This window comes from Halomonas bluephagenesis (assembly GCF_054790765.1).
In genome coordinates this window covers 3022497-3041909 of the sequence record NZ_CP133631.1, presented here as the reverse complement: position 1 = coordinate 3041909, position 19413 = coordinate 3022497, and the positions used below count along the sequence as shown (strand labels likewise).

Here is a 19413-nt window from a genome sequence, read left to right as displayed (position 1 = left end):
ATCATTCACTGATAATCCTATACAAAATGCTCAATTTAAAGCCAACATCTTTCAAAGGACTGACTTCACATGAAAGCCAAGCTTTCCATAGCTATTTCTCTTGCCCTGTTCAGCGCTGGCGTGTTGAGTGGCTGTGGCGACGATAACGCACCAATAGAAACAGACGCACAGCAGGAGGCGCCGAAAAATCTTTCAGCCATCATGCTGAAATATATCCCCGCCGATTCCCCCTATTTCGTGGCAACACGTGAAGCAATGTCTGAACAAGATGCCTTTGCTCTTTACCAGCGCATGCAGCCCAAGGGTAATCTGGAAGCTGACTTGGATGAACTGCGCGACATGCTGCACGAAATAGACGATGACGTGTTGCATTCACTGATGTCGCTGTTGATCGCTATGGGTGAAGAATTTGTCGATGTTGAAACACTCGATGATATCCATGCACTGGGCTTTAAGATGAGCTCTCAGGTTGCTTTATACGGATTGGGTATCTTGCCCGTTCTACGTATGGAATTGCAGGATGAAGACGCTTTCCGCGAAACGCTGCAGCGCATCCTCACCAATGCAGATATCAACCCGAGTACGGCCACAACAGATGGAAAAGAGTACTCGGTGCTGACACAAGATGGTCCGATTAAAGCAATCATGGCCATTATCGATAAGCAACTGCTGATATCTATGGTGCCTGAGAATGCCAGCGATGATTTGCTATCAAAGGTGCTGGGTAACACCCTGCCTGACAGCAACATCGGTGATACCGGTGCTCTGGTTGAGCTTGAGCAGCGCCATGGCTTCACCCCCTACGGTGCCGGGCAAATCCACTTTTCACGACTGCTTAGTGAGCTGAGCACACCCACGCATTCAGGTACTCAGGCACTGTTGGACGCGGCTGATGCAGAGCGGCTGGATCTATCCACCTGCCAAGCAGATATTGACCGCATCACCAGTCGCTTCCCCAGCCTTGTGATGGGCATGCGTGAGTATAATCTCGACCACATGGAGATGAACCTCATTCTGGAAACCGATGAGGCTATTGTCAGCGACCTTCGTGCAATGACCGCTCAGGTTCCAGGCCTTGGTAGCACAGACGGCATGGCCAGCTTTGGGCTAGGCCTGAATCTACCGGTACTGATGCAAACTGTTCAGAAGTATGCTCAGGAAGTGCGTCAAAACCCCTTCAGCTGTGATGAGTTTCAGGAATTAAACAGCACCTGGAATGAGATCAATATGGCGATCAACAATCCTGTCGCCATGATGATTGGCCCATCCCTTTCTGGCTTCAGGGCTCGCTTTAATAGCCTTACCATGAAAGATGGCGAACCCACCGGTACTGGTCTTCTGACCCTCGCTTCACAAAACCCGCTTGCACTGCTGTCTACAGCAAGCGCGTTCGCGCCTGATTTAGGGGCACTTGGACTTGAACCCGGTGGAAAAGCCAAAAGAATTGAGAGCATGATGCTGCCACCGGACTCACCAGAGCTCTACGCGGCCATGTCTGAAAGCGCAATTTCTCTGGGCGTTGGCATCAGCGATTCCGAGGCACTCCAGGCAGAACTGCAGGCCCCTGTTTCAGAGCGTAACTTGCTGCTTCATGGCCACTTAACAGGTGAGTTCTATCATTCGCTGGCTGATATTGTCGAACAGATACCAGAAAGTGATATGTCAGAGTCTGATATTGATCTGCTCAGGCAATATAGCGACATCTACAAGAACATGGAGTACTGGTTCAGAGTGGATGATGCTGGCGTTGAAATGAGTTTCTCGCTGGAACTGAAATAAAAACGGGCTACGCTTTTGCTCCGAAAAACTCGCTTTTAGTTACCGCTGTAATCGTTAGCGAGTTTTTCGTCGGCAGCGACACTGATAAAGGTGGCGTGTATGGATGGCTCTTGAACTTACTTAAGCGCTATGAGACCTCAAGGGCCACTTTCAATACACCATCGCGCTGGTGGGAAAACAGATCGTAGGCATCAACAATGTTCTCTAACGCGTAGCGGTGCGTGACCATGGGACCAAGATCTAATCGCCCTGCAGCAATGATGCTCATCAGCCTGCGCATGCGCTCTTTCCCGCCGGGGCATAATGACGTAATGATCTTGTGGTCACCCAAGCCAGCGCAGAAAGCGCCCAGCGGAATCGTCAGGTCTTCAGAGTAAACGCCCAGGCTCGACAGCGTGCCGCCGGGCTTTAACACCCGCAAGGCAGATTCAAAGGTTTGCTGCAGGCCGAGTGCCTCAATGGCCACATCAACACCGCGCCCGCCTGTCAGCTTTAGAACCTCCTCCACTACATCAACCTTACGAAAATCCAGCGCCACATCAGCGCCCATCTGCTTGGCCATTGCCAAACGTTCATCGACACCGTCTACCGCAATAATCATCCCGGCCCCGCGCAGCCGTGCACCTGCTGTCGCACATAGCCCAATCGGGCCTTGAGCGAACACCACCACCGTGTCGCCAATATTAATACCCGCTTTTTCAGCACCAGCAAAGCCGGTCGACATGATGTCGGGGCACATCAGCACTTGTTCGTCGGTCAGGCCGTCTGGCACGGGCGAGAGATTGGACTGGGCATCGGGCACCAATAGATATTCAGCTTGGGCACCATCGATGGTGTTACCAAAGCGCCAGCCGCCCATCGGCTTGTACCCATGACTATGGTGACCACCATCTTGCGAGGAACAACCATCTTGGCAGGCATAGGAGGTAAAACTGGGGCAAATCGCTCCGGCGATGACTCGCTGGCCCTCTTGGTACCCCTTCACATTGGCACCCAACTTTTCAATCACGCCCACCGGCTCATGGCCGATGGTTAAGCCTCGTTCAACAGGGTACTCACCCTTGAGGATATGAATATCGGTGCCGCAGATTGTGGTAGTGGTCACACGCATCAACGCATCATTAGGGCCAATTTCGGGAATGGGCTTGTCGTCAATTTCAATCCGACCAGGCTCAACAAAAATAGCGGCTTTCATCATGGTAGGCATGTAACGGCTCCTATTTAAGTGAGTTATACCCCATCACTATTGAGCCCACTAGATTAAGGAACAGCAATTGACGTGGAACAATGAGAGATACATTAGATATATATAGACTTAAATAGCATTTACCGCGCTATCTTATTTATACCAAGTGCACCGCTAGCAGCTGTTTCAATCTATAGGTACCCATCATGTCGACACTACCTTTCAAACCCTGGTCGACCGCAATCGCTGTGGCCACCACCCTATTTATTTGGCTGGTAATTCCTTTGCCAGAAGGGCTGACGCCAAACGCTTGGCTCATGCTGGCAATATTTGTCGGCACTATTGTCGCTATCATCGGCAAAGCCATGCCTATTGGGGCAATCTCTGTGATTGCGATTTCTATTGTCGCGGCAAGTGGTGTGACCGGTGATACGCCAGGCGAAGCCATCAGTGTCGCCTTAAGTAGTTATGCCAACCCACTTATCTGGTTAATTGCCATTGCGATTATGATTTCACGCGGGTTGATTAAAACTGGCCTAGGTGCACGTATTGGCTAATACTTCATCTCGATTTTTGGCAAACGCACGTTGGGAATTGGCTATGGCCTCGCCTTTTCCGAGCTTTCAATTGCGCCTGTCACACCAAGTAATACAGCGCGGGGTGGCGGTATCATTCATCCCATTATGCGCTCGATTGCCCATAGTTTTGATTCACATCCTGAAGACAACACGTCTGGTAAAATCGGCAAATATCTAGCGCTGGTGAATTACCACAGCAACCCCATCACCTCGGCTATGTTCATCCCCGCCACCGCTCCTAACCCATTAACCGTTCAACTTATCTCACCCGCCACTGGGGCGGAAATACAGCTGAGCTGGTTAACCTGGGCGGTCGCCATGCTGCTGCCGGGCTTGGTCGCCATCCTGGCGATGCCGTACATTCTGTACTTGCTTTACCCACCGGAAATTAAAGAAACCCCGAATGCCACCCAGTTAGCGAGAGACAAACTGGCCGAACTAGGAAAGCTAAGCCGAAACGAAGGCATCATGCTGTTCGTTTTCTTAGTGCTGCTTTTGCTTTGGGCGGATATCCCAGCGATATTCCTGGGAGATGCAGTCACGCTTAATACCACCACGTCTGCGTTTATTGGCTTGTCGCTACTACTGCTAACAGGGGTTTTGACCTGGGAAGATGTGCTGAAAGAGAAAAATGCGTGGGATACGCTATTGTGGTTTGGTGCACTTATCATGATGGCTAGCCAACTTAACGAAACAGGCCTTATTAGTTGGTTTTCAGCGAATATGCAAAGCTGGATTACCATGATGGGGATTGGTTGGGCCGGAGCCTCTGCACTTCTGGTACTCACCTTTCTTTATACCCATTACTTTTTTGCCAGCACGACCGCGCATATCACCGCGATGATGGCAGCATTTCTCACCGTTGGATTAAGCCTCGGCGCCCCGCCTATGCCTTTTGTGCTGATTATGGCGGGCACGTCTTCGATTATGATGACCTTAACCCATTACGCCACAGGCACCTCACCAGTCATCTTTGGCTCAGGCTACCTAACGCTGGGAGAGTGGTGGAAAGCTGGTTTCATTATGAGCGTGGTGAACCTACTCATTTGGGTAGTCGTCGGTGGTTTGTGGTGGAAGCTGCTTGGCCACTACTGAGTTATTGCCTGAAAACCAACAGAGGCTATTGGCCTCTGCTGGTCTTATAATGCCCTGGCTAGGCGTTATTTCTTAGCCTTTTCCTTGGCCTCACCTTTACCTTTTTGCAGTTCGCCTTTTGCTTGTTGGGCTTTACCCTTAGCTTCTGTTTTACTACTTCCGGTTACTTTTCCCGCTGTTTCCTTCGCTTTTCCGGCGGCTTTGTTGGCGGTGCCTTTCACTTTATCTTCTTTGCCACTTGCCATGACGAACACCTCTAATCCGTTAGTGGGGATGATGTCGCTCACTAAGTGAATACTTACTTTGGATGGCGACTCCTTTACTAGCGTAGCCTTTGTTAGAAAAGTTACCTCAATTACTTTTAGACAGGCGCGTTGGCTCCCAACAATTTAGCAAGCAGTGCAAACAAGCCATTATCAATAAGGTGCTCACTAACGCGACGCTCATCGAAGAAAACCGATAAAGCGCACTATAAACAAGGTCTTGCTGTGGGCCTAGCGATTGGCCAAAGAGAATACCTAACGTTGTCAGCCCTCCAAAGCCAATGCCTGAGCCGCCACCTTCCAAAATATGTTCTCTAGCAAACAGCATTAACCCCAGCCAATAGAGCAAAATCACCAGCAAAAAATGATGGCTTTGAGTGTAAAGCAATAGCTGCATTGCCAGCGCCAGATTACAGCCCAGTAGCGTGCCGATTGCTCGCTTACCTGCCGACACGCGAGCCCCGGAATAACCTAAAGCAAACAGAATCAGAATGGTGGCCATTTGCGCTGACAGTGAATCGCGTAGGTCAAACATTTGGAACACTACGAACGAGAGTGTGGCCGTAATGCCGCCCATCAATGTTTCATGGCGAATTTGGGCTGCAGGCTTTGCAACACGCGGTGGTAGCTGGCGGGGTTCAATATCGGGAAATAGCGTATGCATCAACATGGCAATAAATACCGCCAGTAAGCTGGCCATAATATTACTCGCCAAGAGATCGCTTAAATCAACACCTGGGTAGCTAGCAAAGTGCAGCAATATGCTTAGCGTCAACACGCCATTCGCGCCAAACAGAAACAGCGGGCCTTTTGCCATTAGATTGAAGCGCAGCAAAAACAGACCTAGTACGACCAGCGTCATCACTACCGGCATATGCTTTAGAAGCCCCACCACCACGCTGACTTCCAGAGCATTCAAGCTAACGTTCGCCAAAAACTGGCGAATGATGCCGCCATTTAAAATGGGCACCATTCCCAACAAGAACATCGGAAAAACGGTAAAAAACACCCCATAATTCCAGCCCATCAATTGGCTAATAATAAAACCCAGCGAACCACCTCCCGCCACCCGCAGGCACTGGCGCAGGCCGTTTTGAGAGAGCGCTGGCTTATTAACAGCGACTACAGGCGTCTTTTTAATAATCGCTTTAATAAACATAGTGCAGCCAACTGATCAGGTGCGCCTGCAACCACGCAAACGGCTTAGCCATTCCATGCTCGCCCGGTACTAGTTGCACCGTTGCTCGTGCACCACTCGGGGGCAGCTCAGACAACGGCGTATCTATCGCCACATGAATACGCGCACGTTGCGCATCTCTCACCCAACGATCTGAAGCAGGAATATCCACAAGTTGACCATCCGCTGCCTGCTGGCCTGCACGGGAGCCAGCATCAAAGGCACTGACATGCCCTTCAAAAATGCGCCCAGGCAACGCATCAAATACCACTTTTGCTTCATCGCCAAGCGCAACATGGCGCAAGCTCTTTTCACGAAAATCAGCCACTATCTCTACCGTGCTCGCGACCAGCGCTACCGCCGGTTGCCCCGCCTGCACATAGTGGCCAGGCTGTAGCTGAAGATTAGTGATCACACCGGACTCTGGCGCTTTTACCACCGTATGGGCTAAATCCAGCTCAGCTTTTTCAAGGGCATTATTGGCTTGGCGAAGACGCAAGTTATCGTCGCCCTCTTCTCCCAGCTGTACCTCTAAACTTTCAATCTGTGCCTGGGCAGACGCCACAGCCGCTTGCGCGGTATGTTCGGCCGCTGCCTGCTGTTCGTACTGCTGACGAGAAATCACCTGCCGCCCAAGAAGTGCTTCAGCACGGCGGCGCTCTCCGCTGTGCTCATCGAAAGTGGCCTGCGCCGAGGAAAGCGATGCCCTGGCAGCCGCCAGCTCTGCATTCAAGCGGGCGTTTTCTTGCTCCGCTTGTTCCCGGTTTAATTGGGCTTGGGAGTGGGCGATTTGAAAGGGAGATGGGTCTAAGCGAAACAGCACATCCCCCTGGGTTACCTGCTGATGATCGCCCACCACGACTTCTTGCACGGGGCCGCTTAGCTCAGGAGCAATGCGCGTTACGGGGCGCATTGCCCGCGCTTCAGGTGTCATAGGCATGAAGCTATCGGCTAGCAGGAAGTAAACAAACAGCAGTAAAAACATTGCCAGGGCTATTTTCACCCAGCGAGTAAAGCGTTGATCAGGAGACATAGAGACTTCTCATTGACGAGCACCGAAGCGGCTATGTCGCCGCTTGGAGATATTGTTAGATGGAATACTTTAGTCTAACAAAAACATTAGCACGCTAACAATATTTTCACTGCGATCAATCACTCGATGGGGTCGTCTCAGTAATTAGCCCTCGATACTTCATCTTTTATGCTAAAGAGACACCCTTAACGGCAGCGAGGAGTCGCCCCTTTGCTCAGCACAATAAAAAAGCCCTATCGCCACGGTTAGCGATAGGGCTGTATTTCTGTTGGTAGATTAAGTGAGCACTAGGCTACTGACTTAAAAACGGTACTTTAGGCCTACACTGGCAGCATCAAAATCATAGGCAGATTTATCCAGGTAACGCATATAGTCAGCGCCTACCGATACATTAGAACTGATATCCATCTCCGCACCGGCACCATAGGAGAAACCGCTTTCACGGTCGTTGTTAATATCAACCTCAGTGAAGCCCGCTAAGCCATACAAACGCACTTCAGGTGCAATGGGTATGATACCTTTCGCATAGGCACCAGCGACGTGATCTAGCTCGGCACCACCATCTGAACCACCCGTTCCCAAATGACCTTCTAAGGCGAAATAGTCATTGAACTGTGCCCCACCACGGAGACGCAAGCCAACATCATCGCGGGATGAACCCCGATCCGGGTTCAAGCTCCAAAACATGGCATCACCGCCCACATATCCTTGTGGGTACTGGAAGGGTTGTTGCGCCTGAGCCGATGCCGCGAAAGTACCTGCACCAACTAAAAGGGCAGCGGAGGTGAGTGATAATACGGTCATCTTCATAAGTTAAACCTCAGTTAAAAAACAGTGTTTCCTTACACTTTTTAATTGTGGCTCATACTTAAGGAGAACGCAATTTGCTGGCCCAGCTTGCATATAATTTCCTTTTTCCTCTCCTGTTTACCGACCTTTAGAAAGGCTGAGCACGACAATGCCGCAAACGACCACTGCCCCGCCAACTAATTGGCTAGGGCTAAGCATCTGACCTAAAACGATATAACCGAGTAGCAAAGACGCTACTGGCTCAAAGTTCATAACCGGTGCATTACGCGCCATGTCTAGACGTGGCACAAAAATAAACAGCAGGGAAAAGGCACTGCCGTATAGCAAGGCTAATAACGCTAGCCCTGTCCAGCCTGCGCTGTTATCGGGCAAGCTCATTCCCCCGGGAACCGCCCCTAGCAACCCGCCAACGATCATGACAATAAATACCGTTTGCATGGTCAGCAGGCTACGTAACGTGCTGCCAACCCTCGCCAAGCGATGCTCAGTAACCCAAAGCGCACAGGCAAACGCAAAGGCAGCACTTAACCCAACCCCGATGCCGACTAACCACTCCGGCCCCATGGCATCGGCATCTGCGATCCAGCTCGGTATATCAAGCACTACTAACAGCCCGATTAAAATAGTGCCCATAATCAGGCAGCTACGCAGCGAAGGCCGAGGGCCGCCCAGCGCCCAACTTAATAGCGCTAATTGAATAGGAAAGGTGTTAACCAGTAGCAGCGCAATGACCACCGGCAAACGTGCTACCGCTGAATAAAGACTGACACTTTGGATGGCAATCAGAAGACCCACTGCCAACTGCCATGGCCAGGTGCCGGGCGGAAGCCAAAGCCGCTTTTTCTGAACCACGACCAGCGTCAGCAAAATCAGACACGCCACACCTGAACGCATCAGTACCGCAAGCAGCAAGCCAGTGCCGTTATCAAACGCTAGCCGCGCAGAAACGTGGTTGGCTGCGAACATGGTAGCCACCGACATCATCAGCAAAATGGCTAGGTGGCGAGGCAGTAACGTTGGTAACGACGTAGAAGGCATAGGAACAAAACGGCTCACGATCAGTAGATTAACAAGCAGGATGACGACATTTTATGATGAAGGCTAACGAAATAGCGCGCTAATATCCTGCAGCGCAGCATGTTATACTAAGGTCTACCCCTCTTTTACGCTAACTACTTTACAAAGGTTGTTATGAACACACCGGTGCTGGTCATTAATTGCGGCTCTTCGTCTATTAAATATGCGTTGATTGATTCAGACCCTCAGGCACCGCGCTTAGCTGGTCTAGCAGAACGTCTAGGCAGTAGCGAAGCTCGTTTAAAAGGTAAGAACAGCGTGGGTGAAAGCTTTACCCAAGCGCTGCCCAATGCTGATCACGCTGAAGCGCTAAGCGCTATCCTAAAGCGCCTGGAAGGTCGAGTACCTGGCGCAGTTGGGCACCGCATTGTTCACGGCGGCGGACACTTCACCCAGGCAGCTATGATTGACGATAGCGTTATAGCCGCGATAGAAACGACAGCAGCACTCGCACCACTGCACAACCCGGCTAACTTGGCTGGTATTGCCGCCACCCGACACGTCTTTCCAGACTTACCTCAGGTAGCCGTGTTTGATACGGCCTTTCACCAGACACTGCCGCCTCGTGCCTACCGCTACGCCCTACCGGAAGCTCTGTACACCGAGCACGGCATCCGTCGCTATGGTTTTCATGGCACTAGTCATGCGTATGTCAGTCAGCGTGCTGCCAAATTAAGTAGCCGCGGTGCAGGTGGTTGGTTAACCGCCCATTTGGGAAACGGCTGCTCTACTAGTGCCATATGGAACAATCAAAGCCTGGATACCAGCATGGGGCTTACGCCGTTAGAAGGCTTAGTGATGGGAACCCGCAGCGGCGATGTTGACCCTGGCTTGCACGCTCACCTCCACCGCCAGCTTGGTTGGTCACTGGATGAGATCGATAATGTACTCAACAAGCAGAGCGGTTTACTGGGCCTTTCCGGCCTGACCAATGATATGCGTGAAGTAGAAGACCAAGCCCTGGCCGGCCACAAAGGTGCCAAACTCGCGCTAGAGGTATTCTGCTACCGAATTGCTAAATCGCTGGCCGCCCTTTCCTGTGCCCTTCCTCAACTCGATGGCGTTATTTTTACCGGTGGCATTGGCGAAAACTCACCAATCGTTCGCCGTGACGTACTGGCACTATTGTCCCACTTCCGTTTCAGTTTAGATGACGTGGCTAACGAAGCCACTATTCGCGGCAAAGAAGGCAAGTTGGACAACGCTGGCCACAATGGCCCCGAAGTGTGGGTAATTCCAACTGATGAAGAGGGGCGTATTGCCATGGAAACCCGCCACTGTGTGGAGACGACTAAATGAACAACTCCGCCGAGCAACCCCAAGCCATATTACTGGTGCCAACCAGCATGGGGGCCGGGCTAACCTCCGCTTGCCTGGGGTTAATTCAAGCACTGGATACCATCGGCCTGAAAGCCGGTTTTTTAAAGCCATTTATGCAAAATGAGCTGAACGGCCCAGGGCTAGATCGTTCAACGGCTCTGGTATCGCGCACGCTAAACCAACGCCCGCCGTCACCTATTTCCCAGGCAAGGCTAGAACGTTTACTGCGCGATGATCAAACCGATGAGCTGATGGAAAACGTCGTTGAGCTCTTTGAGCAGGTCCCCCAGCAAGCCTATCGGGACGGCAGTACTCTAGACTTGGTGGTAGTAGAAGGTGTTGTTCCTACCCAACATACCACCTACGCCACCCAAACCAATGCCCAGTTGGCAGATGCGCTTAATGCGCGAATCATTTTGGTCGGCACTGGCGATTTAAACGAGCCGCAGCGACTTGCCGAAGAGCTGGACATGCATGCTAGAAGCTTTGGTGGCGTTAGCTCCAGCCGCACGCTTGGCGGCATTTTAATGCGCATGAAAAACCTGCCTTATGGTCAGGAGGACGACCTTTCTGCAGCACCCGGCACGATTAAGCCCCATCTTGAAGAGCCGATACTCAATGAACTACGTCGCTATTCGCCAGCGCTAGCAACAGACAGCTTTCACCTGATTGGCGTAGTGCCTTACAGCAATACGTTAAGCGCACCGCGCACCTTAGATGTCGCGCGAGCGCTGAATGCCAAGATGCTCAATGAAGGGGAAGCCGCCAGTCGTCGCGTGCTTTCTACTAGCCTGTGCGCACGAAGTGCTGCCAATGCGCTGCATATTTTCAAACCGGGCAGTTTAGTTGTCGCCTCTGGTGACCGTGACGACGTGATGCTGGCATCAGCCTTAGCAACCATGAACGGCACTCAGCTAGCGGGCGTGCTGCTCACGAATGGTTTCATGCCTAACGACAATATGATTGAAATGTGTCGCCCGGCACTAAAAACCGGCCTACCTGTACTGGCAGTGGAAACCGACAGCTTGACCACGGCGCAAAACCTGAGCCAGTTGAGCAGCGAAATTCCCATGGACGATTTCGAACGAGCTGAGCAGGTAGCACGTTATGTCGCAGCTCACATGGATTTAGAGTGGCTTAAAGCCAAGCTCAGCCGTGGCTACATCCACCGTCTATCCCCATCAGCGTTTCGCCATCAGCTCGTCAAACTTGCCCAGCAAGCCAAGAAGCGCATTGTATTGCCTGAAGGCGACGAGCCGCGCACCATTGAAGCCGCGATTGTGTGTCAGCGGCGTGGCATTGCCGACTGCGTATTGCTCGGTAAGCGTGAAGATATCGAAAGCGTTGCCCGTCATCGCGGCCTGACGCTGCCGGATTCGCTCACGATTATTGATCCTGAGAGCACCCGGGCCAGCTATATCAGCCCGATGGTAGAGCGTCGCCGCGGCAAACTGAACGAGCTAACCGCCGAGGCCCAACTCCAGGACAATGTAGTGCTGGGCACTATGATGCTGCAATTAGACGAAGTCGACGGTCTCGTATCAGGTGCCGTGCACACCACCGCCAACACGGTGCGCCCAGCGTTTCAGTTGATCAAAACGGCACCGGAATATAATCAGGTATCATCAATCTTCTTTATGCTGCTGCCTGAGCAGGTGGTGGTGTATGGCGATTGTGCGGTGAATCCTGACCCCGACGCCGAAACCCTAGCGGAAATCGCCTTACAAAGCGCCCGCTCCGCTGAAGCGTTTGGCATTGAACCGCGAGTCGCCATGATCAGCTACTCCACTGGCGACTCTGGCACCGGCGCGGATGTAGATAAAGTGCGCGAAGCCACCCGCATCGCCAAAGAGCGCGCCCCGCACCTCGCGATCGATGGTCCACTACAGTACGACGCGGCCGCCATTGAAAGCGTTGGTAAGCAGAAAGCACCCGACTCCCCTGTCGCGGGCAAGGCGACGGTGTTTGTTTTCCCCGATCTGAACACCGGCAACACGACGTACAAAGCCGTACAGCGTAGTGCCCGTGTGGTCAGCGTTGGCCCAATGCTGCAGGGTTTGAACAAACCAGTGAACGATCTTTCCCGTGGCGCACTGGTCGACGATATCGTTTACACCATTGCACTCACCGCGATTCAAGCCAGCCAACGGGAAAGCTAGGCCACTAGCTACTCTTTATACGCACTAATAAAAACGCCCCGAACAGTAAATGAACTGCTCGGGGCGTTTTGTTATTTAAATCCAGCATCGTAAATAATTAAGATATGTTAATTAGCAGGCTCGACCATTTACCTTGCAATTTATTTAAAATTAAATGTAATGAGAAAGCTGAGAACAACACCATTCTTTTGTTAATTTTTAACATATTGAAGGGTGCTATATATCGTTATGGACGGAGTAATGCAGAAGGAGATGGTTTGTGGAACAAGCAAAAGTGGGCGACCTCTTAGCATGTAACTGCAAAGGAGGCCCCCACAAAATAGTAATGGGATCCCCCTCAAGCATCCTGGATGGTATGCCGGTAGCTAGAGTGGGAGATAAATGTTCGTGTGGTGCTACTATCACATCAGGTCTAAATTGGTTTCTTGTTGACGGTCAGCCTGTGGCTATAGATGGCAGCACCACATCGTGCGGGGGAAAGGTTATTGCTAACTCTAGTAGCAAGACTGGCATACCTGGCAACAGCATAAGAAGCTCATTTTCAAATTCAAATAGCATTATAAAAAATAAATATAATGAAAAAATTAGGATCCTCGATCCTCGAGGCATTCCTTTTTCATATCAAAATTATGCCATAGTGCGTCACAATGGAATAAAAGAGCATGGCCAAACTGACAAAGACGGTTTAACACACTTAGTCCAAGACCATGAATCTCCTGAAAGAATAAAAATAATATTAATAGTAGAGGATAAAACATTATGAGCGATACAGAACTTCAACTAACTGATGAAGGTATTTCAACAGAAATAGGAGAACTAGTCACAACAAGCAATGAAAAAACTACTCCGGTTGAAGTTGTCGCGCAGCAGGTTGTCAGGCTAGAATCCCACATTTCATTAGGCAAATTATTTATTGTCACGCCCAGCTTTTCTATGACGATGGATGCCACAACGGGTAACGGCAGGTGTTTGAATAACAGTTCTATTGAATGTCAAAGAGCTTCATGGGAAGGCCCTTTACCAGTGGGAAGCTACGTAATAAAAAAAGAGGACTTAAGCGACCCAGGACTACTAAGAGGAACTTACCGAAATCTAAGGCACGGAGACTGGGGGGACTGGAGAATTAGACTTTACCCAAAACAAGGATCTGAATTTGATCTATACGGTAGGGATAATTTTTTCCTTCATGGTGGCTCCATTCAAGGCTCTGCGGGCTGCATTGATATAGGCGGAGGGGTGCTAGGCGATAAGAATACTGACACCTTAAAAAAAATTATCAGAATGTCAATCACATCCATTCCTGTAGAGGTGCTACCATGAAATTATTGGTTGTTTTTATAAGCACTATCCACTCATCATTAGCACATGCTGAAGTTCTAGACAAAGTAAGAACACCTCAAGATATTTTATTAACTTCGATTATCTTAATTATTGCTTTTTTAATTGTATCTAAAATAAGGAAACCTTGGGCATTTTGGCCATATGTAGTAATAATTTTTATTTTAATATTACTTGAAGTAGACTTTATAATCAATGACGAGATATTCCATATAGCTCACCTAGAGTATTATGAACGGCACAACAGCCAGTGGTATGCAGCATACTTTTACCTTGAACTATTTATCAATATTTTTATTTTTATTTTTTCTTTTATCTCATATTTCAAGAAAAACAAGATAACGATTAATGGCATTCGATAGCTAGCAAAATTATTAGCAAAAATAGCGTGCCCTAAGTAAATAAAATACCCCGAGCAGATTGCTCGGGGTATTTAGGTTTAGCATCAGGCTTCATCGTTAAATGAGCGGCAAAGCATCACGCCCACATCGGCACCATGGCTTCTAGCACCATCACTAAGCTCATTGCAGTAATCGTCAGAATCGATACACCGAACACCTTTTTGGCCCAACGCACGTCATCACCCAGTCGAAAACCACACAGCGCTAAGTACAGCCAGTAACCGCCCATTGCTAATGCAACGCACAGATATCCTGTGCCCGCTTTGCTCGCCAGCACCAAGGCAAGTGATGCGGGAATAAACGCGACGATGTAGCCCAGAATGTGGTGTTTTGCCCGTTTGATACCATGCACCACCGGCAGCACCGGAATCGATGCCCGGCGATAATCCGCATAGCGAAAAATCGCAATGGCATACGAATGCGGCATCTGCCAAAGGCAGAATATAACCAGTAGCATGAAAGCACCGCTATCAAACTGCCCCGTCACCGCACAATAACCAACGACCGGCGGCATCGCCCCAGAAAGGCTGCCCACCAACGTGCCGTACTCAGAGTGCCGCTTCATATAAAGGCTGTACACCCCAACGTAAACCCCCCAGCCAATCACCGCTAATGCCACGGTTAAGCCGTTGGTGCCCAGCGCCAAACACACTACGCCCGCTACCCCAAGCAGCGCCGAAACGCCTAATGCTTGAGTAATAGAGATACGTCCTTTGGCCAAAGGGCGATGGCGCGTACGCGCCATCAAAGCATCAATATCACGGTCAATAACGTTGTTACAGGCACAACCAGACGCAATGACCAGTGCAATACCCAACATGACCGTACTAAACGTGACCCAATCAAAGGTACCGTGGGCGGCTAAAAAATAACCACCTAAGGTCGCAATGAGATTGCCGCCAATAATGCCTGGTTTTGTCAGCGCGAGCAGGTCACGCCAACGGCTAAGCACCACCGTTAGCCGATCATCATGTTGAGATGCAGATGCTGCATGATCCATAAAGAGCCCCCTACCACCAAGACAAGTATCGTCAGCGTGAAAACGAAAGACATCACGTTCCACCCTTCGTCGGCTTTGGTGTTCATATGCATAAACATGACCAGCTGAACCAAAATCTGCAGCACGGCTGTTACTGCGATAACGACCACCGTCGTGGCGATGCTTAGCGCACCGCTCATAACGACCGCGAATGGAATCACGGTTAGCACTAAAGATAGCAGAAGCCCAGTCACATACGATTTAACGCTGCCATGGGAAGAAGTTGAATTAGATGAAGAATGGCTCATCTCACAGCACTCCCATTAAATAAACGAACGAGAAAACACAGATCCAAACGATATCCAAAAAGTGCCAGAACAGGCTTAGGCACAGAATTCTGGGGCGAGTCATCGGTGTTAGCCCTTTGGTAGAAAGCTGCACCAACATGACGAGAATCCATACCAAACCAACGGTCACGTGTAGGCCGTGAGTACCCACCAGGGTGAAGAATGACGAGAGAAATGCACTCTGATCCGGCCCATACCCTTGATGAATCAAGTGCTGGAACTCATAGAGTTCCATGCCAACAAACGCCGCGCCCAGCAGGAAGGTTATTGCTAACCATGCCTTTACCTGGCCAACACGCTCAGCATTCATGGCCAACACGCCCATGCCGAAAGTAAAGCTACTAAATAGCAACAAGAAGGTTTCGACTAGCACGAAAGGCAGCTCGAAAATATCTGCCGCCGTCGGGCCGCCCGCCGTGCCCTTCATGAGCACGGCGTAGGTAGCAAACAGTGATCCGAAGATCACCAGATCGCTCATTAGGTAGACCCAAAAGCCGAATACTTTGGTGCCGCTAGCATCATGGTGCTCGTGGGGCTCAGACGTTGCGCCATGGTGTAAGGTATCGGTAGCCATTACGCTCGCGCCTCCGCATAGTTTGTTTGCTTACTATCAGTTGAGTCACTGGTGGGCGGCGTGGTTTTGCGCTGCTGGTGCTCACGCTCAATCCGAGCCACTTCTGCGGCGGGCACGTAGTAGTCGATGTCATCGTTGAAAACACGCGCTAAGAAGCTGATGGCTACGCCAAGCGCGCCGACGGCGGCTAACCACCAGATATGCCATACCAGTGCAAAACCAAGCACCAGGGCAAACAAGCTGATAACCGGCCCTGCCACGGTATTACGAGGCATGTGAATATCGGTATAAGGCGCTTCATCCAACTGCTCGTTGCTACGCTGTTTTTGCGACCAAAAACTGTCGATATCGCCAACTTCTGGCAAACGGGCAAAGTTGTAGAACGGTGCTGGTGAGGAAGTTGACCACTCCAATGTACGGCCATCCCATGGGTCGCCAGTCACATCGGCATTCAGCTTGCGATCACGAATGCTCACCCAGAACTGAATAATGGTGCAGGCAATGCCCATCATGATGATGACCGCCCCCACCCAGGCCAGAATCATCCACGACTGCCATTCCGGATTTGTGTAGGACTGCATGCGGCGCACCGCACCAAAGAAACTCAACACATAGAGCGGCATAAAGGCGACGTAGAAGCCAATAAACCAACACCAGAATGAACGCTTGCCCCACTTCTCGCTAAGCGTGAAACCGAATGCTTTAGGAAACCAGTACGTTAAGCCCGCCATCATGCCGAACACCACGCCACCAATAATCACGTTGTGGAAGTGGGCAATCACGAACAGGCTGTTATGCAGCACGAAGTTGGCCGCAGGTAGCGCCAGCATCACGCCGGTCATACCGCCTAAGGTAAAGGTAATAATGAAGCCTAAGGTCCATAGCACCGGCGAGGTCAGTTCCAGGCTGCCGCGGAAGATAGTGAACAGCCAGTTGAATACTTTCACCCCAGTAGGAATGGCAATAATCATCGTCATAATGCCGAAGAAGGCGTTGACGTTAGCCCCAGCCCCCATGGTGAAGAAGTGGTGCAACCAGACAATAAACGACAGCAGCGTGATCGCCACTGTGGCCCATACCATGGTGGTGTAACCAAACAAACGCTTACGCGCGAAGGTCGCGATCACTTCAGAGAAGACGCCAAAGGCTGGCAGGATCAGGATGTACACTTCCGGATGACCCCAGGCCCAGATGAGGTTGACGTACATCATCATGTTGCCGCCAAAATCATTGGTGAAGAAGTGCATGCCGAAGTAGCGGTCTAGGGTTAACAGCGCGATAGTCGCGGTAAGAATCGGGAAAGAGGCAATAATCAGGACGTTGGCACAAAGCGATGTCCAGGTAAAAATAGGCATGCGGAACATGGTCATGCCTTTGGTGCGCATTTTCAGGATCGTGACAAAGAAATTAATCCCGGTGAGCGTCGTACCTATGCCAGATATTTGTAACGCCCATATCCAATAATCGACCCCCACACCAGGGCTAAACTCTATCCCCGAAAGCGGCGCGTAAGCGAGCCAGCCAGTTTTGGCGAACTCCCCTACTACTAGGGAAATATTAACCAGAATCGCGGACACCGCGAACAGCCAAAAACTCAGGTTATTCAGGAAAGGAAAAGCAACGTCGCGTGCGCCAATCTGCAGCGGCACCACCAGATTCATCAAGCCGATGACCATCGGCATCGCGACAAAAAAGATCATGATCACGCCATGGGCGGTAAAGATCTGATCATAGTGTTCAGGAGGGAGGTAACCCGCGGCCCCACCAGCAGCCATAGCCAACTGGGTACGCATCATAATGGCATCGGCAAAGCCGCGAAGCAGCATCACCAAGGCAACCACAAAATACATAATACCGAGCTTTTTGTGGTCAACGGAGGTAAACCACTCGTTCCACAGCCAGCCCCATTTTCGGTAATAGGTTAATGCGCCGATAAGCGCAGCACCGCCAATCGCCATCATGGCGGCAACGATCATAATGATCGGTTCGTGATACGGAATCGACTCTAACGTCAGTTTTCCAAACATGCTTAACCCCCCGCTTCAACGCTTGTGGGATGGCCGCTCATCGCGTGATCCTCACTAGCATGCTGATTGGTAACGTGGCCAAACGCGGCCTGATGATGGGTAGCGCTCGCGCTTTCTAGCTCGCCAGACTCGCCGTGGCTATCGTGAGTATCACTGACGGTTTCAGCGTGGTGAGCGTGGTCGCCATGACCACCGTGCCCGCTACCACCGGTATGAAAGCTGGTTAGAATCGACGTATAGAGCGCCGGGGATACCTCAGAGAAGTACTCGACCGGGTGGTATTCACTCGGTTTGGCTAAGTCGCTATAGCGTTCGGGATAGGACAGGATTTCATTGGAAGCCCGCACGTTTTCAACCCACGTCTCAAAGTCTTCAGGGGTGGTAACGTGAGCATCGAAGGTCATTCCTGAGAAGCCAGCACCGCTGTAATTTGTGGAACGGCCTGGATAAACGCCGACGTCGTCCGCAATCAGGTGAACGTCGTTATCCATACCCGCCATGGCGTAGATTTGGCTGCCCAGGCGAGGAATAAAGAACGCGTTCATCACCGAGCCGGAGCTAACCCGAAAACGCACCGGCGTATCCACAGGAAAGGCCAGTTCGTTAACGCTGGCAATGCCTTGTTCGGGGTAGATAAACAGCCATTTCCAGTCCAGCGCTACCACTTGGATTTCCATCGCGGCGGTATCGCTTTCGATTGGCTTATGGGGATCTAAACTATGAGAGGTTTTCCAAGTAAGAAACGCTAATACAGCGATGATCAAGCAAGGCACTGTCCATACCGCGACTTCAATCGCATTAGAGTGCGCCCAATCAGGTAGGTATTTAGCAACGTTGCGGTTGCTGCGCCGATAACGCCAACCAAACAGCAGCGTCATCACTATCACCGGAATAACCACAATTAGCATCAGCCCAAAGGAGGTCAGTATTAGCGAGCGTTGCTCAACGCCAATCTGTCCCTTGGGATCCAACAATGCAGAACTGCAGCCCGTTAACAACAGGCACAATACGACGAGCACAAATGTGCCTCGCCTGCGCCAGAGGGTATGTCGTTGCATGGTGTGATCTCGTCAGAGAGTTGTCCAAAACAGCGCGCTACATGACCAGCTTAATAGCTAGCTAAATAGCGCGCTAACTAACACCCCATACTTTTCCCAGAACAGTGAGTTCGTATGCGTTGCTCCGGGAAAAATATGCGCTACCGAAGGGGGTTGGTAGCGAGCCATAGCCAGCACACGCCATGCGTGCATAAACTAAGACTAAAGTATTT

Annotated in this window: 17 protein-coding genes and 1 pseudogene; 7 read left to right on the top strand and 11 right to left on the bottom strand. The window is 50.8% G+C overall.

What is annotated here, in order from left to right; translation table 11 throughout:
- The first annotated feature begins 69 nt into the window (after window positions 1-69).
- Window positions 70-1779 (top strand): hypothetical protein, encoded by a 1710-nt coding sequence (locus REH51_RS13725; RefSeq protein ID WP_498936086.1) that lies wholly within the window; start codon window positions 70-72, stop codon window positions 1777-1779.
- A 127-nt stretch (window positions 1780-1906) separates the two neighbouring features.
- On the opposite strand, the gene REH51_RS13720 is transcribed toward REH51_RS13725, so the two are convergent.
- Entirely contained in the window at window positions 1907-2986 is a 1080-nt protein-coding gene (locus tag REH51_RS13720; protein WP_009722404.1) for an NAD(P)-dependent alcohol dehydrogenase, read from the bottom strand.
- Between the two features lie 185 nt (window positions 2987-3171).
- Here REH51_RS13720 and REH51_RS13715 point away from each other — a divergent pair.
- A pseudogene (locus tag REH51_RS13715) lies at window positions 3172-4638 on the top strand (DASS family sodium-coupled anion symporter).
- A 65-nt stretch (window positions 4639-4703) separates the two neighbouring features.
- Here REH51_RS13715 and REH51_RS13710 read toward each other — a convergent pair.
- The 5 genes from REH51_RS13710 to REH51_RS13690 all read right to left on the bottom strand — a co-directional run bounded on the left by REH51_RS13710 (window position 4704) and on the right by REH51_RS13690 (window position 8959).
- A complete protein-coding gene (locus REH51_RS13710) occupies window positions 4704-4883 on the bottom strand; it encodes a CsbD family protein (RefSeq protein WP_009722402.1) in 180 nt (59 codons plus the stop codon).
- 106 nt (window positions 4884-4989) lie between these two features.
- Window positions 4990-6060: a DUF2955 domain-containing protein gene (locus REH51_RS13705; protein ID WP_009722401.1), complete on the bottom strand. Its 1071-nt coding sequence runs from the start codon at window positions 6058-6060 to the stop codon at window positions 4990-4992.
- On the bottom strand, window positions 6050-7111 hold the full coding sequence (locus REH51_RS13700; protein ID WP_009722400.1) for an HlyD family secretion protein: 1062 nt from the start codon (window positions 7109-7111) through the stop codon (window positions 6050-6052). The genes REH51_RS13705 and REH51_RS13700 overlap by 11 nt, the downstream gene beginning before the upstream one ends.
- Window positions 7112-7411: 300 nt before the next feature.
- Entirely contained in the window at window positions 7412-7921 is a 510-nt protein-coding gene (locus REH51_RS13695) for a porin family protein (RefSeq protein WP_009722399.1), read from the bottom strand.
- A 117-nt stretch (window positions 7922-8038) separates the two neighbouring features.
- A complete protein-coding gene (locus REH51_RS13690; protein WP_498936084.1) occupies window positions 8039-8959 on the bottom strand; it encodes an EamA family transporter in 921 nt (306 codons plus the stop codon).
- Between the two features lie 153 nt (window positions 8960-9112).
- Between REH51_RS13690 and REH51_RS13685 the strand changes: the two genes are divergently transcribed.
- The 5 genes from REH51_RS13685 to REH51_RS13665 all read left to right on the top strand — a co-directional run bounded on the left by REH51_RS13685 (window position 9113) and on the right by REH51_RS13665 (window position 14177).
- Window positions 9113-10297, top strand: coding sequence for an acetate/propionate family kinase (locus REH51_RS13685; protein WP_498936082.1), 1185 nt, complete (start codon window positions 9113-9115; stop codon window positions 10295-10297).
- Window positions 10294-12477 (top strand): phosphate acetyltransferase, encoded by a 2184-nt coding sequence (gene pta, locus REH51_RS13680; RefSeq protein WP_498936080.1) that lies wholly within the window; start codon window positions 10294-10296, stop codon window positions 12475-12477. The genes REH51_RS13685 and pta overlap by 4 nt, the downstream gene beginning before the upstream one ends.
- Window positions 12478-12736: 259 nt before the next feature.
- Entirely contained in the window at window positions 12737-13240 is a 504-nt protein-coding gene (locus REH51_RS13675; protein WP_009722395.1) for a PAAR domain-containing protein, read from the top strand.
- Entirely contained in the window at window positions 13237-13797 is a 561-nt protein-coding gene (locus REH51_RS13670; protein WP_498936078.1) for a tlde1 domain-containing protein, read from the top strand. Before REH51_RS13675 ends, REH51_RS13670 begins: the two co-directional genes overlap by 4 nt.
- Window positions 13794-14177: a hypothetical protein gene (locus REH51_RS13665; RefSeq protein ID WP_009722393.1), complete on the top strand. Its 384-nt coding sequence runs from the start codon at window positions 13794-13796 to the stop codon at window positions 14175-14177. The genes REH51_RS13670 and REH51_RS13665 overlap by 4 nt, the downstream gene beginning before the upstream one ends.
- Before the next feature lie 115 nt (window positions 14178-14292).
- On the opposite strand, the gene cyoE is transcribed toward REH51_RS13665, so the two are convergent.
- From cyoE to cyoA, 5 genes are read right to left on the bottom strand one after another with little or no spacing between them, the layout of a single operon-like run.
- The gene (gene cyoE / locus REH51_RS13660) at window positions 14293-15216 is read right to left on the bottom strand and encodes a heme o synthase (protein ID WP_498936076.1); all 924 of its coding nucleotides are present in this window, start codon (window positions 15214-15216) and stop codon (window positions 14293-14295) included.
- Window positions 15174-15503, bottom strand: coding sequence for a cytochrome o ubiquinol oxidase subunit IV (gene cyoD, locus REH51_RS13655; RefSeq protein WP_009722391.1), 330 nt, complete (start codon window positions 15501-15503; stop codon window positions 15174-15176). Before cyoD ends, cyoE begins: the two co-directional genes overlap by 43 nt.
- 1 nt (window position 15504) lies before the next feature.
- A complete protein-coding gene (gene cyoC / locus REH51_RS13650; protein ID WP_009722390.1) occupies window positions 15505-16116 on the bottom strand; it encodes a cytochrome o ubiquinol oxidase subunit III in 612 nt (203 codons plus the stop codon).
- Window positions 16116-18143: a cytochrome o ubiquinol oxidase subunit I gene (gene cyoB / locus REH51_RS13645; RefSeq protein ID WP_009722389.1), complete on the bottom strand. Its 2028-nt coding sequence runs from the start codon at window positions 18141-18143 to the stop codon at window positions 16116-16118. The genes cyoC and cyoB overlap by 1 nt, the downstream gene beginning before the upstream one ends.
- Window positions 18144-18145: 2 nt before the next feature.
- Complete coding sequence (cyoA, locus tag REH51_RS13640) at window positions 18146-19201, bottom strand: ubiquinol oxidase subunit II (protein WP_009722388.1); 1056 nt, start codon at window positions 19199-19201, stop codon at window positions 18146-18148.
- Window positions 19202-19413 lie beyond the last annotated feature (212 nt).